The sequence below is a fragment of the Poseidonibacter ostreae genome, from assembly GCF_009208075.1.
Lineage (GTDB): Bacteria > Campylobacterota > Campylobacteria > Campylobacterales > Arcobacteraceae > Poseidonibacter > Poseidonibacter ostreae.
Map to the genome: position 1 here is coordinate 1 of NZ_WFKJ01000060.1, position 13,314 is coordinate 13,314.

16 protein-coding genes are annotated in these 13,314 nt (G+C 26.0%); 10 read left to right on the top strand and 6 right to left on the bottom strand.

Annotated features, from left to right (window positions below):
- Positions 1-29: 29 nt before the first annotated feature.
- Positions 30-1,343: an MFS transporter gene (locus tag GBG18_RS13805; protein ID WP_152191988.1), complete on the bottom strand. Its 1,314-nt coding sequence runs from the start codon at positions 1,341-1,343 to the stop codon at positions 30-32.
- Between the two features lie 75 nt (positions 1,344-1,418).
- Between GBG18_RS13805 and GBG18_RS13810 the strand changes: the two genes are divergently transcribed.
- Positions 1,419-2,018, top strand: coding sequence for a non-canonical purine NTP pyrophosphatase (locus GBG18_RS13810; RefSeq protein WP_152191990.1), 600 nt, complete (start codon positions 1,419-1,421; stop codon positions 2,016-2,018).
- On the opposite strand, the gene GBG18_RS13815 is transcribed toward GBG18_RS13810, so the two are convergent.
- Genes GBG18_RS13815 through GBG18_RS13830 form a run of 4 tightly spaced genes read right to left on the bottom strand, consistent with a single transcriptional unit; the run spans position 2,008 to position 3,718 of the window.
- Complete coding sequence (locus GBG18_RS13815) at positions 2,008-2,349, bottom strand: hypothetical protein (RefSeq protein WP_152191992.1); 342 nt, start codon at positions 2,347-2,349, stop codon at positions 2,008-2,010. The genes GBG18_RS13810 and GBG18_RS13815 overlap by 11 nt on opposite strands.
- Positions 2,346-2,690: a hypothetical protein gene (locus GBG18_RS13820; RefSeq protein ID WP_152191993.1), complete on the bottom strand. Its 345-nt coding sequence runs from the start codon at positions 2,688-2,690 to the stop codon at positions 2,346-2,348. Before GBG18_RS13820 ends, GBG18_RS13815 begins: the two co-directional genes overlap by 4 nt.
- A complete protein-coding gene (locus GBG18_RS13825) occupies positions 2,680-2,967 on the bottom strand; it encodes a hypothetical protein (protein ID WP_152191995.1) in 288 nt (95 codons plus the stop codon). The genes GBG18_RS13820 and GBG18_RS13825 overlap by 11 nt, the downstream gene beginning before the upstream one ends.
- Positions 2,954-3,718, bottom strand: coding sequence for a pyrroline-5-carboxylate reductase (locus GBG18_RS13830; RefSeq protein ID WP_152191997.1), 765 nt, complete (start codon positions 3,716-3,718; stop codon positions 2,954-2,956). The genes GBG18_RS13825 and GBG18_RS13830 overlap by 14 nt, the downstream gene beginning before the upstream one ends.
- Before the next feature lie 94 nt (positions 3,719-3,812).
- Between GBG18_RS13830 and GBG18_RS13835 the strand changes: the two genes are divergently transcribed.
- The 7 genes from GBG18_RS13835 (at position 3,813) to GBG18_RS13865 (ending at position 10,427) form a co-directional block, all read left to right on the top strand.
- The gene (locus GBG18_RS13835; protein ID WP_152191999.1) at positions 3,813-4,469 is read left to right on the top strand and encodes an outer membrane protein assembly factor BamD; all 657 of its coding nucleotides are present in this window, start codon (positions 3,813-3,815) and stop codon (positions 4,467-4,469) included.
- A 28-nt stretch (positions 4,470-4,497) separates the two neighbouring features.
- Positions 4,498-6,915, top strand: a complete 2,418-nt coding sequence (gene lon, locus GBG18_RS13840) for an endopeptidase La (protein ID WP_152192001.1) — start codon at positions 4,498-4,500, stop codon at positions 6,913-6,915.
- A gap of 9 nt (positions 6,916-6,924) precedes the next feature.
- Positions 6,925-7,533: a hypothetical protein gene (locus GBG18_RS13845; RefSeq protein ID WP_152192002.1), complete on the top strand. Its 609-nt coding sequence runs from the start codon at positions 6,925-6,927 to the stop codon at positions 7,531-7,533.
- Positions 7,517-8,056 carry a rhomboid family intramembrane serine protease gene (locus GBG18_RS13850; RefSeq protein WP_152192004.1) on the top strand — a complete coding sequence of 180 codons (540 nt, stop codon included), beginning with the start codon at positions 7,517-7,519 and terminating at the stop codon, positions 8,054-8,056. Before GBG18_RS13845 ends, GBG18_RS13850 begins: the two co-directional genes overlap by 17 nt.
- A gap of 325 nt (positions 8,057-8,381) precedes the next feature.
- The gene (locus GBG18_RS13855; protein WP_152192006.1) at positions 8,382-9,674 is read left to right on the top strand and encodes a Y-family DNA polymerase; all 1,293 of its coding nucleotides are present in this window, start codon (positions 8,382-8,384) and stop codon (positions 9,672-9,674) included.
- A 57-nt stretch (positions 9,675-9,731) separates the two neighbouring features.
- A complete protein-coding gene (locus GBG18_RS13860; RefSeq protein ID WP_193311159.1) occupies positions 9,732-10,013 on the top strand; it encodes a dihydrouridine synthase in 282 nt (93 codons plus the stop codon).
- A 9-nt stretch (positions 10,014-10,022) separates the two neighbouring features.
- The gene (locus tag GBG18_RS13865) at positions 10,023-10,427 is read left to right on the top strand and encodes a hypothetical protein (RefSeq protein WP_152192009.1); all 405 of its coding nucleotides are present in this window, start codon (positions 10,023-10,025) and stop codon (positions 10,425-10,427) included.
- Positions 10,428-10,446: 19 nt separating this feature from the next.
- On the opposite strand, the gene GBG18_RS13870 is transcribed toward GBG18_RS13865, so the two are convergent.
- Entirely contained in the window at positions 10,447-12,390 is a 1,944-nt protein-coding gene (locus GBG18_RS13870) for a mechanosensitive ion channel family protein (RefSeq protein WP_152192011.1), read from the bottom strand.
- Positions 12,391-12,568: 178 nt separating this feature from the next.
- On the opposite strand from GBG18_RS13870, the gene GBG18_RS13875 reads away from it, so the two are divergent.
- Positions 12,569-12,952: a response regulator gene (locus GBG18_RS13875; RefSeq protein WP_152192013.1), complete on the top strand. Its 384-nt coding sequence runs from the start codon at positions 12,569-12,571 to the stop codon at positions 12,950-12,952.
- An 84-nt stretch (positions 12,953-13,036) separates the two neighbouring features.
- Positions 13,037-13,261, top strand: a complete 225-nt coding sequence (locus GBG18_RS13880) for a helix-turn-helix domain-containing protein (protein ID WP_226896491.1) — start codon at positions 13,037-13,039, stop codon at positions 13,259-13,261.
- Positions 13,262-13,314: the final 53 nt, after the last annotated feature.

The following is a 13,314-nucleotide window of genomic DNA, read 5'->3' on the forward strand; positions in this document are numbered from 1 at the left end:
ATAAATGTTTAAAACAATGTATTAAAAAATTATATTAATGAACCTTTTATTTTGTGTTCACTGATTTTTTCATTGTCATATTTAATTGCAATTATGTTTTCTGTATTATTTATATACCACTCATCAATAGCATCATTGTTTTCTAATACAGAAGTTTTTTCTATACTATATTTATCTAAAGGTAAGTATAAAAACTTTTTCTTTGTAGGATTTGGCATAGTGAAAATTAATACAGCCCATAAAATACAAATAATAGTAATAGCAATTACTATGCTTGTAAAGTCTGCACTTTCAAAGAATATTCCTCCAATAAGTCCACCTAAAAATGTTCCTAAGTAACCAAATGAATTAAAGATTCCTAAAACTAATCCTCTTTGATGAACCTTTGCAAATTTTGTAGCAAGTGACTGCATAATTGGCTCATGCATATTAAATCCAATAAAAAACACTACAACTCCAATGATAAAAACAGTTGTAGATGAAGCAAAACCAATTATTAAATATGAAATAGCAAATAATGCAATACCAATAACTAAGATTTCTTTGAATTTACCTTTTTTCTCTGCAATAATTGCAGCTGGAGCCATAGCAATAAATCCAAATATCATTGCTGGAAGATAAACTTTCCAAAGGTCAGATAAAACCCATTCGTAATTATTCATTAAAACCATTGGAATAATCATAAAAGCAAATGTCATTAAACCTTTTTGTAAAAAGTTCGTAATATTCATTTTGATTAAGTTTTTATTTCCTAATACTGTTGAAAGTTGTGCCTTTCCATTGTATGTATGAGTGATTTGTGGAGGATTTGGTACTAGTTTTACAATAACAAAAATAGAAGCAAGTGCTAAAACCATAGTAATAATAAATAATACTTCAATACCAAATGCAGCACCTAAAGTTGGACCTGCAAGCATAGAAACAGCAAAAGATATACCAATAAACATACCCATTGTTGCCATTGCTTTTGGTCTTTGCTCTTCTTTTACTAAGTCAGAAATCATAGCTGTAATAACAGCAGCAATTGCACCAGCACCTTGTAAAAATCTACCAACAAGTAAAGTATAAATATCTGTTGACATAGCACAAATAAGTGACCCAATAGCAAAAAGTAAAAGACCTGTAATAATAGTACCTTTTCTTCCTAACTTATCACTCATTACTCCAAAAGGAATTTGAAAAATCATTTGAGTTAATGCATATCCTCCAACAACAATACCTACTAATGTAGTTGTTGCTCCCTCTAAATTTATTGCATATACTGATATAACTGGTAAAACTAAAAATAGACCTAAAAATCTTAGAGCAATAATTGCACTAAGTGGTAAAACTGATTTAATCATTTGTAATCCTAAACATAATATAATTTATCGTGATTATATATAATTAAAGTTAATAATAGGTTGAAAAGGAAATAAATGAAAATTGTTTTAGCTTCGGGAAACAAAGGAAAAATAAAAGAGTTTGAAAAATTAATGCCAAATGATGAAGTTGTGGCATTTAAAGAAATTTTAGGTGATATTGAAATTATTGAAGATAAAGATAGTTTTAAAGGTAATGCGATTAAAAAAGCACAAACTATTTATGATGAATTGGAGAAAAAAGGATATAAAGACATTATTGTAATTTCAGATGATTCTGGAATTACAGTTCCTGCTTTAAATAATGAACCAGGAATTTATTCAGCAAGATATGCAGGAGTTAATGCAAGTGATAAAGATAATAATTCAAAATTAATTGAAAATTTAAACAAAAAGAATATAGAAAAAACTTCTGCATTTTACACGGCTTGCATTGCGATTATTTATCAAAATGAAGTTTATACTGTTCATGGTTGGATGCATGGAAATGTGATAAATAAAGAGTTAGGGCAAGATGGGTTTGGTTATGATCCAATGTTTATAGCAAATGGTTTTGAAAAAACTTTAGGTGAACTAGGATATGAAGCAAAAAAAGATTTTTCACATAGAACAAAAGCTTTAAATCTAGCAAAAAAAGTTTTGGATGTTATTCTTTAAAATTAAGTTGTTTTGTTAGTTTTTCATAAATTGAGATATTAAACTTTTTTGATTTTATATGTAAGTTTATTTCAAAAAAGTTTGTACTCTTTTTTATGATTGCATAAATTTCAAAAAACTCATCTTCAATACTCAAGTGATTTATATCACTCAAATCAATAGAGTTTATATATGATTTTAAAAAGTTTTTATGATTTTTAGCTTGTAAATATAAATACTGATTTTGTAAATTTGTATTTCTTAAAGACTTTGTTTCTAGTATTGAAACAGCTAGATATGAAAAAATTGATAATAGAAATATTGTTATTAATAAAGAAAAAGATTTTTTCATATACTTATAATCCAATTTTCTTTTATTCTCATATTCGTTTTTATTGATATCTCATAGTATTTTGATTTTTTTAAAATTGTAAACTCATTTACATTTAAAAGTAAAATTTTCTCTTTAAAATAAAGAGTATTATCTTTAAAATCTAAATTCTCTTCTAAACTTGTATTGTTTTTTTGGAGAAATATTTTTGTTGATAGTAAATCAAGTTTAAGTATTTCAATATTTTGCATATCTTTATTTGTTTGAAATAACTCTTTTGAAAAATAAGCTGAGTTTATTATAACTATGGATGAAATTAGAATACTTAAAATTATTTCTAGGAGAGTAAAACTATTTTTCATAAATAAAAATCTTTATATCTTCATTTTCAAAAGAGTGCTTTTTAACTGTAATTTCTTCTTTTAAACTGTCATTTTTTATGATATTTATTTTTGTATTAGTAGTTAAAAAAGTAGTGAAATCATTTAGAGTAAATTTGTTTTCTAAACTATTTAATAAACTTGAGTTATTTATAGCTTTTTCATCATAATAAGAGGAGTTAAAAAAACCACTTATTATGATTATAAGAAGGGTAATACTTAATAAAGTTTCAAATAAAGTGAAACTATTTTTTACCAAGTTCTACAGCTTTATCATATGCAGCTGTTATAGCTTCAATCATTGCACTTCTTACAGCATGTTCTTCAAGTTTTGCGTAACCTGCTGCTGTTGTACCTCCTGGACTCATAACTGAATCTTTAATAATTGCAGGATGAGAATACTCTAATAATGATGCAGTTCCAGAGAATAAGCCTTGAACAAGTTCTCTGCTTAGTTTTCTTTCTAATCCCGCATTTACTGCTCCATCAGTTATAGCTTCAGCAACTAAAGCTAAAAATGCAGGGCCAGAACCAGCTATTGCAGTTGCAATATCTAGTTGATTTTCAGTATTAACCCATAATGTTTTACCAATAGATGAGCAAATTTCTAAAGCTGTATTTTTTGCTTCATTATCTCCTGTAACTGTTGTCATAGAGTTTTGTACTGATGCTGCGATATTTGGCATTGTTCTTACATAATATTTAGACTTGATTTGTTTTTTTAATGAGCTTAGAGTTGTACCTGCTAAAATTGATAATAATATATTCGCTTCACCCGTAAGTCTTGCAGCAACACTTTGTAAAGCATAAGGTTTTACACAAAATATTACATTTTTATTTTGTATATTTTCTTGGTCATCTAATGTTTTAAATGTAATTTCTGGTATTTTTTCTTTTATAGCTTTTAATTTATTTTCATCTCTTCCAATTATCTCAACATCATGGTTTTTTACCAATCCACGAGCTAATGACTGAGCCATAATTCCGTTACCAATTAAAGTAAGTTTCATAAAATCGCCTTTTAAATTATTTTTAATAATTATAGCAGATATTTCCTAAGCAAGTATTAGATAAAATATCATCTTTATAATAAAGGATATTTATATGATTAATAACTCAAAAATTAAAAGTTTATTATTAGTAATTACTACTATGTTTGTTTTTACAGCGTGTTCTAGTAAAAATGAAGTGTCAGAGTATAATAAGCCAGCTCTTTATTGGTATAACAAAATGCTAACACAGATTTCAAAAGGTGATTTAGACCAAGCTGATGATACTTATACATCATTAGAAAGTGAACATAGAAATTCTCCTTTAATTGCAACGTCTTTACTAATTTTAGTAAATTCACATATTGATGAAGAAGAGTACTCTTTAGCAAACTTTTATTTAGACGAATATATCAAAAGATTTGCACTTAGTAAAAACATTGATTATGCAAGATATTTAAAAATTAAAGCAAACTTTTTAGGGTTTACTTACCAATTAAGAGATCAAGAACTAATAGAAAATACAATAAAAGATGTTGCCGATTTTAAAGTAAAATATACAAATTCACCGTATATGCCTTTAGTTGATACAATAAATGCAAGATTATATATGGCTAAAGCATCATTAGATTTATCTATTGCAAAACTTTATGAGAAAAAAGATAAAAAAGAAGCTGCAGCTTTTTATAACAAAAAAGTTAAAGAATCTTGGATTAACCCAGAAGAAATTGAAGCTGTAAATGTTCCATATTACAGATCAATATTTGAATAAATATAATAAATTTTAGGAGCCAAAATACATGGAATTAGAAAATTACGATAAGTTTCCACAAGATATACCCTTAATAATTGAAGATGAAATATTTTTATACCCATTTATGATTGCACCACTTTTTTTAAGTAATGAAGAAAATATTAAAGCAGTTGAATATGCGATTGAAAATAATAAATTAGTAATTGTTGCTGTTTCTAAACAAGGAAGCGAAGATAAAAGAGAGAATGACTCTTTTTATGATGTTGGAGTTGTTGGAAACATAATGAGAAAAGTATCTTTACCCGATGGTAAAATAAAAGTACTTTTCCAAGGTTTAGCAAAAGGAAGCATAAAAGAGTTTAATGAAGAAAATTCTCTTTTTGCAAATGTAGATATTTTAGAAAATAAAGAGTTTAATGAAGAGAGTATTAAATCAGTTATCTCTGTACTAATTGAACAAATTAAAAAACTTTCAAGACTTAACTCTAAATTTCCTGCTGATTTAATTAAAACAATTGAAGAAAATGATGATGCCGTAAGAATTGCAGATTTAATATCTTCTGTTTTAAAAGTAAAAAAAGATGAAGCTTATCTTTTATTTTCACAAACAGATATTGAGCAAAGATTATTAGATATTATTGAAGTTGTTAAAAAAGAGATTGAATCATATAAAATTCAAAAAGAGATTACTCAAAAAGTAAACTCTAAAATTGAAAAAACTCATAAAGATTATTTCTTAAAAGAGCAAATAAAAGCTATTAATAAAGAGCTTGGTACTGATAATAAAAAAGATGAAGAGCTAAAATCTTACACAAAAAAGTTAAAAAAGCTTAAAAAACATATGCCAAAAGATGGATATAAAGAAGTAAAAAAACAGATAGAGAAATTAGGAAGAATGCATCAAGATTCACCTGATGCTTCACTTTTACAAACTTATATTGAGCAAGTATTAGATATTCCATTTGGAAAATATGCAGATGAAGAAATTTCTGTTGCTAATGTTGAAGACCAATTAAATAAAGATCATTATTCATTATTTAAAGCAAAAGAGAGAATCTCAGAATTTTTTGCAGTAAAAGAGTTACTTGAAAAAAGAAAAGTAGAGAACTTAAAAACTAGAGGAACTGTATTATGTTTTGTAGGACCTCCAGGTGTTGGTAAAACATCTTTAGCAAACTCAATTTCAAAAGCACTTAAAAGACCACTTGTAAGAATTGCATTAGGTGGAATGGAAGATGTAAATGAATTAAGAGGACATAGAAGAACTTATGTTGGAGCAATGCCAGGACGTTTAGTAAAAGGTCTTATTGATGCAAAAACTATGAATCCAGTTATGGTTTTAGATGAAATTGATAAACTAGGAGCAAACCACAGAGGTGATCCAACTGCAGTTATGTTAGAGATTTTAGACCCTGAACAAAATAATGAGTTTAGAGATTTATATTTAAACTTCCCAATTGATTTATCTCAAACTATTTTTGTTTCAACTGCAAATGATGCTAGAAGAATTCCTGCACCATTAAGAGATAGAATGGAGTTTATTGAGATTTCATCTTATACACCTAATGAAAAGTATCATATTGCAAAAGATTATCTAATTCCTCAAGAGTTAGAAAAACATGGTCTTAAAAAATCAGAAGTTTCATTAAGTAAAGCAACTATTGAGTTAATCATTGCAAAATATACAAGAGAAGCTGGGGTTAGAAATCTAAGACGAGTATTTTCTAAGTTATTTAGAAAAGCTGTTAAAAAGTTATTAGGTGATGACAAATTAGCAAAAGTTACAATCTCTACAAAGAACTTAAAAACTTATTTAGATAATCCTATTTTTGAAATAGACCCAGCTGACAAGAAAAACTCTATTGGTATTGCTAATGGATTAGCATGGACAGCTGTTGGTGGAGATGTTTTAAAAAGTGAAGCTATTAAATTAAAGGGTAAAGGACTTTTATCTGTTACAGGTAATCTAGGTGAAGTGATGAAAGAATCATCTAGAATTTCTTACTCAGTTGTAAAGGTTTTAATTGATAATGGAACTTTAAAGATTGATAATTCAATTATTCCTAAAACAATAAAAGAAAAAGAAGATAAAACTGAAGTTGATTCAAGTGAAGTTTACAAAAGATTTGATATTCATTTACATATTCCAGCAGGAGCAACACCAAAAGATGGACCAAGTGCTGGTATCACAATGGCTTTAACTATTGCATCAGTTCTGTCTGAGCGAGAAATAAAATCAGATATTGCAATGACTGGAGAATTAACACTTTCTGGAAAAGTTTTACCTATTGGTGGTTTAAAAGAGAAGTTAATTGCTGCGTTTAAAGCTAAAATGAAACTTGCATTAATTCCAAGAAAAAACTATGAAAGAGATTTAGAAGATATTCCTGAAGAAGTTAAAAAAGCTATGGATATTAAAGCAGTGGATACAATTGAAGATGTTTTAAAAGAGGCATTAGTTTAAGAAGTATAAATGAAAAGAAATAGAAGACAAAGTACTATAATAAACAACTTTTTTACTTTGGCTTCTATTATTATGATAACAATTACATTAGTTGTTTATTTAAAATATATGCAAGATGATGAAGCTAATTTTGATTCAAAAGCTGTCTATTCAAAAAAAGAAAAAGTAATTCCCCTTGAGTGTGAAGATGAAACTTCAAAATCAAAACTCTTTAATCAAAAACTCTTAAATAACTCACTAAAAGCTTTAAAAAATGGTTATTATAAACTTGATGGTGGGCATATAAAATCTTTAACTTCAAAGTCAATTATTGAAGAGTTTATGCCGCTTGTAGAAGTGAATGAGTATTTTACAAAAGCAATAAAAGTTGAATCAAAAAAAGATATATCTAAATTTTTAACTATTAATTATGAAATAATTGAGCAAGATAAAGATAAAAAAATAAATCTAAAAAAAGAGAATAAATTTAAAGCAGGAACTGTAAAAACATCATTTAGAGCAAACTCTATTGAGATTTTTACTTTCTCAAAAGATTTTAAGTTTTATGATAAAAATGAAATTCAATCTATTATTGATTGTACAATAAAGGTATATAAAAACAATGCTAAAAAATATTAGTAAAAAAGATTTTACAGCTACAAATATAATTATAATAATTACAGTTTTAATGTATATTTTTCAAATAAATTTACAAAATGGTGGCTTATATTTAGGTCTTAATATGTATATGTTGATTGCAGATTTTTGGTGGCAACCACTTTCTTCAATGTTTGCACATGGTGGCTTAGCTCACTTAGGTATGAATATGTTTGTACTATATCAATTTGGCTCACTAATTGAGAGAGGACGTGGGGCTAAAGAGTTAATTTATGTATATTTTATCTGTGGTATTTTAACTTCATTAGGTTCTTTTGCTTATGTTTATTATTTAGATCAAACTGTGAATATTGTAGGGGCTTCAGGAGCAATTTCTGCTCTTTTAGGATATGTAGCTTACTATGATAAAGCTCAAAGAAGTGGAATAATTACTTGGGTTTTACTTATCTCTGTGGCACCATTACTAATTGGACTTCCAATTGCTTGGTATGCTCATTTTATAGGTTTAGCCTTAGGTTTTATTTACGCATTAATTAGAAAATAAATAGTTTAGGTTTTACTTCATAAAATAAGTTACTATGCTCATTACACCTAAGACAAAAGCTAGGCTTATAAAGATATCTTTTAAAGTTACTGTTGGATTTAAAATTCCACAGTAAGGGCATTGTCTCTTTTTTGCTTCGATTTCTCTTTTGCAGTTTTTACAAGTTGCTATTTTATATCCTTTTTAAAGAAAGTCTAAAATAGTATCTTTTAAGTGCTATATCTTCACTTAATAGCACTTCTACTCTTTTTATTACAATCTGCAATAAAATCCGAAGATATTAAAAATATTTAATATAATACAGTTTATAAAATAGGAGACTGTATTGTTTATTCATCTAGACCTTGATTGCTTTTTTGTATCTGCTCATAGAACTATTGATGATAGTTTACTTCATATTCCCGTAGCTGTTGGAGGAAGAAGTAATTTAAATATTTTTTCAACAAAAAAAGAGATAAGAAAAATCTCATCAAATGAGGGTGCTTTTGTATCTTCAATTCTTACAAATGAAGGACAAAAAACTTTTAAAGAGTATTTTGTAGATGAAAAAGGGAAAATAAGAGGAATAATAACAACTTCTTCGTATGAAGCAAGGTCTTATGGAGTTAAGACTGCAATGAGTGTAAATGAAGCCTTGACTTTATGTCCACATTTAAAAATGCTTCCTCCAAACTATCCTTTATATCATGATTTATCACAAAAACTAAAAGAGTTATTAGTAAAAGAAATTCCTTTAGTTGAACAGTTTTCAATTGATGAATTTTTCGGAGATTTAAGTGGATATATTGAAGAAGATGAAGTTATAGAATTTGCATATAATATAAAAAATAAAATACAAAAAGAGCTTGGACTTCCTATTTCAATTGGTATTGCTAATACTAAATATCTTTCAAAACTAATAACAGAATATGCAAAACCTGATGGTGTCAAATATGTCAGTAAAGATAATATTGGAAATTTTATAAGAAATATTCCAATAGCCCAATTTCCTGGAATTGGAAAAGGTTTTCAAGAAAGATTAAAAGGTTATGGAATAAAAACCTTAGGAGATATTAAAAATAAAAGAGAGCTTTTTTACTCTTGGAAAAAGCCTGGAATTGATTTATATAACCGTGTTTGTGGAATTAGAGATAATAAACTTACAACCTTTAGAGAAAAAAAATCTATTGGAATTGGTCGAACTTTTGATTGTATTTACGATAGAAATGAACTTAGAAGAAGAGTGGCAATACTTTCACGATATCTTTGTTTTTTAGTGAAAAAATCAAAAGTTAATCCTTTAACTTATGCTATAAAGATTAAGTATGAATCAAAGCTAAAATCAAAAAACTATATAAATGTTAATACTATTTTCAATGAGCTTGATTTTAAAAATCATATGACAAGTTTATTTTCAAATAATGATACTCATCCAAGTCATGGCGTTGTTCAGTTAAGCATTACTGTTTCAAACTTTGCTAGAGCAAATGAGTTTACTTATAATCTTTTTGAGTATGAAGAAGATAGTAAAAAAAGTGCTTTAACTAATCAAATGCAAAAGTTAAGAGATAAATATGGAATTGATATTATTAAAACTGCTTTTGAAATTAAAGATGAAAAGAGTGATAAAAAAACTTAAGATATTTTTTCATTAATTGTTAAATGATATAATGATAAAAAATTAATGGGAAAGTTAATGAGCTTAAAACAAATTATAAAAGATAATGCAAATAAAGCATTTGATTATCCAAAATTAAAAAGTAATAAATTAAAAGAAGCTGTAAGTTTTAAAATAAGAGAAAAAGCTGTTCTTGCTACAAAGGCTAGACTTGCAGAAAATCATAAAACATTTAATGATTATACTGATGAACAACTTGAAGTTATAATTGCAGATGAAGAGAGAAAAATAATAGATGATTTAAAGACAAAATCTTTAGTAGTTGCACTTGCTGCTTTAGGTTTAAACTTTTTTGTGTAAAGATAAAATATGTTTAAACAAGTAAAATCTGCACTTTTTTGGTACTATTTAATCAAATTTAGAAGAAGAATAATTTTAATTGTTTTACTTCTCATTATTGCTTTATTTGCAAATGCAATTTATTCTGATGTTGTAGAGTATTTAACTCTAAAAGAAAAACTAGAATTTTTAGAAATTGTATTATTATCAAAGTGGTTTATTATTATTTTTAATATAGTTTTTTCTATATATTTACTTTTAACTATGTTTAAAAATGAAGAAGAGAAAGAAGTATTAAAGAAGAAAGAAAAAAAGAATCCTATTGATGAAACAATAAAACCAGAAAGCTCAAATGAAAAGTTTTCCCATAGAGAGAAACAGTTTTTATATAAGAAAAAACTAAAAAATCAAGCAGATATATTAGTAGATAAATAGAAGATTACTTCTATTTATCTTAACTCATTGAAGATAGTTTTTCAGATATAGGGTCTATTAACTCTTCTTCTTTTTTTAGCATAATAGTTTGAGTAGGGTAAGCAAAATCACAATTATTCTTTTTAACTAAGGCTTCAAGTTTAACTAAAACATCTTCTTTTGTAATAAGCCACTCTTCCCAATCTGGACTTCTTGAGAAACAGTATATTAAGATATCAATAGATGAAGCTCCATAAGAATCAATATACACTAAAAGTGTTCTTTTAATACCTTGTAGGTCTTCTTTTTTTATTGCTTCAAATCTTCTTGAGTGACTCTCTTGAATATTTTTATTTGATGCGATATTAGGATGATTATCAAGCATTTCAAAAATATCTTTTTTTAATTGAACTATATCTTTCATTTGACTATCATAAGTAATACCTAAAGTCATTTTTATTCTTCTACCTATTTTTCTTTTAGACCAGTTTATAATAGGTGTATTTGCAAGCTGTGTATTAGGTACTGTAATCATTGCATTGTCAAAAGTTCTAATTCTTGTAGTTCTCATTCTAATATCAACAACAGTTCCCTCAACATTACTTGTTTTAATCCAATCTCCTTGAGAAAAAGAGTTATCAGTCATAATATTTAAAGAAGAAAAGAAGTTTGCTAATGTGTCTTTTGAAGCTAATGCAATAGCAATACCACCAACTCCAAGTGATGCTGCAATTGCTTTTATATCAATTCCTAACTGTGTAAATAAAAATAGAATAACTAATAAAATTAAAATGATTTTTATAATTCTTAGAATAAAAACAATCATCTCTTTTCTAACATTTGGATATTTTTCTAATAAAGTATGAGCATAAATATTTATACTATTATTTAAAATTGCATATAATCCCCATGTTAATAAAGCCATATATGTTGTATTTATCCATGGCATTATCGTTTCTATTAATATTGGATCATCAACAAGAATAAATACTGATATTTGAATACCAAGTAAATATAAACTATATTTTAGTGGAGTATCAATAGACATTCTTAAGTATTGTCTAATAGATTCACTATCTGCGTCTTTACTTCTTACAAAGAATCTTGCTATTAAATTAGCAATTAAAGAGATGATTTTTAGATTTAAAAGTCTTAGTATTCCCATGATAAAAATAACAACAACAATCTGACCAATTGAAAACTTTAGATGATAAGATGTAAGTCCTGAGATAAATGATATCCCGTAGATAGAATCAATTTTATTAACTAAGTATTGTAAGTTAAACTCATCAATAAAAAAGTTTGTTTTCCTAAAGCTTGACATATTATCAAGTAAATATTCTAAGACAAAAGTTTGAATATGAGTTTGGTTATGAAGTTCAATATAGTTTTCACTAAAGGCATTTGATATAGTATTTTTATTTTTTGATTCTTCATCATAAAGCTTAGTGTTTTTATCAACAATCTCTTGATCTTTTTCTAAACTTTTAAGATTGTTTTTTATTAGGTTTTCAAAATACTTTTTGTCTTTATACTCTTGTTTTGCTAATACTATACTTTTTAAAGTTTGTTCATAGTTATACTCTTGTTTTAAATAAGCTCTTTTTATCTCATCTCTTTTTACAGCAAGAGTGTTTTTTTCTATTCTATTTATATTGATTTTATTTGTAAGTAAACTCATCTCTTTTTTATAAGTTTTTATATCTATTGAAGAAGTTAAATACTTTTCAGTATTTATATTTTTTATGACATCTTCTAGAAGTTTATTTTGCTCTTCTATTTGTTTTTCAATTGGACTTTTAGCTATCTCTTCTTGAGTTTTTACTTCTGTAGTATTAGTATTTTCTTCAATTTGTACATCTTTTGTTTGTTCTATTGTCTCAACTTTTATTAGTTTTACAGGCTCTTTTTCAATATTTTCTGAATATAAAAATATAGGAAGTATTAGTAATAATAATATTTTAAAAAATAGTTTTGAATTCATTGTAACTCCATAATAAGTATTTGGTATTATAGGATTATTAGGCTTACTTTTTGATAGTTTGATTTTTTGTAATTTAGTTTTAAAAATTATTTTTATTAATATCTATTATATAAACGAATATTAATAAATTATTTTGTATTGAAGTGATATAATAATTTCTATTTCACAAAGGCAAAAAATGTTAAATAATTTGAGTGTATTAGAAAATCTAAATACTTTATATGTAGAAGATGATAAGATAACAAAAGATATAGTATCTGAATTACTGCAAAATTTCTTTCCAAATTTAATCTCTGTATCAAATGGAGAATGTGCTTATAATATATATAAAAAAGAGAAAATTGATTTAATCATTACAGATTTAGAAATGCCAAAACTAGGTGGTTTAGATTTAATATCAAAAATTAGAACTGAAAACTACCATCTTCCTATAATTGTATTTACAGCATATACAGATAAAAAACACTTAATGCCTTGTGCAAATTTTAATATTCAAGGTTATTTAGAAAAACCAATTACAAGTCAAAAATTAAAAACGATATTTGAAAATATTCTTACTTAATTATCTGAAAATATAAAAACTTTTATACTTGGTGATATTAATTATGATCCAAATAATTCGTTTATTTTAAAAAATGAAGAAGAAATTTTCTTAAGTAAAAAAGAGAAAATGTTTTTAGATTTATTAATTTTAAATCAAGATAAAATTGTAAGCTATGAAAAGATTGAAAGAGAATTATGGGAAAGTGAAGAAGAGGTTATGACAAGTATGGCCCTAAGAACACTTGTGAAAAATCTACGAAAGAAAACTTCTAAAGAGTATATTCAAAATATCTCAGGATTAGGTTATAAATTAGTTACTAAAAAATAAATATTTTATTGGGGAATATTAATAGTTGTTTTTACACCGTCTTCAAAATTTAT

Bases quoted from the DNA above. Each gene is read 5' to 3' on its own strand.
- GBG18_RS13860 (WP_193311159.1), top strand. From the start codon at position 9,732: ATGAGCTTAAAACAAATTATAAAAGATAATGCAAATAAAGCATTTGAT.
- GBG18_RS13835 (WP_152191999.1), top strand. From the start codon at position 3,813: ATGATTAATAACTCAAAAATTAAAAGTTTATTATTAGTAATTACTACT.
- GBG18_RS13850 (WP_152192004.1), top strand. From the start codon at position 7,517: ATGCTAAAAAATATTAGTAAAAAAGATTTTACAGCTACAAATATAATT.
- GBG18_RS13820 (WP_152191993.1), bottom strand. From the start codon at position 2,690: ATGAAAAATAGTTTTACTCTCCTAGAAATAATTTTAAGTATTCTAATT.
- GBG18_RS13845 (WP_152192002.1), top strand. From the start codon at position 6,925: ATGAAAAGAAATAGAAGACAAAGTACTATAATAAACAACTTTTTTACT.
- GBG18_RS13870 (WP_152192011.1), bottom strand. From the start codon at position 12,390: ATGAATTCAAAACTATTTTTTAAAATATTATTATTACTAATACTTCCT.
- GBG18_RS13830 (WP_152191997.1), bottom strand. From the start codon at position 3,718: ATGAAACTTACTTTAATTGGTAACGGAATTATGGCTCAGTCATTAGCT.
- GBG18_RS13865 (WP_152192009.1), top strand. From the start codon at position 10,023: ATGTTTAAACAAGTAAAATCTGCACTTTTTTGGTACTATTTAATCAAA.
- GBG18_RS13805 (WP_152191988.1), bottom strand. From the start codon at position 1,343: ATGATTAAATCAGTTTTACCACTTAGTGCAATTATTGCTCTAAGATTT.
- GBG18_RS13810 (WP_152191990.1), top strand. From the start codon at position 1,419: ATGAAAATTGTTTTAGCTTCGGGAAACAAAGGAAAAATAAAAGAGTTT.
- GBG18_RS13875 (WP_152192013.1), top strand. From the start codon at position 12,569: ATGTTAAATAATTTGAGTGTATTAGAAAATCTAAATACTTTATATGTA.
- lon (WP_152192001.1), top strand. From the start codon at position 4,498: ATGGAATTAGAAAATTACGATAAGTTTCCACAAGATATACCCTTAATA.
- GBG18_RS13815 (WP_152191992.1), bottom strand. From the start codon at position 2,349: ATGAAAAAATCTTTTTCTTTATTAATAACAATATTTCTATTATCAATT.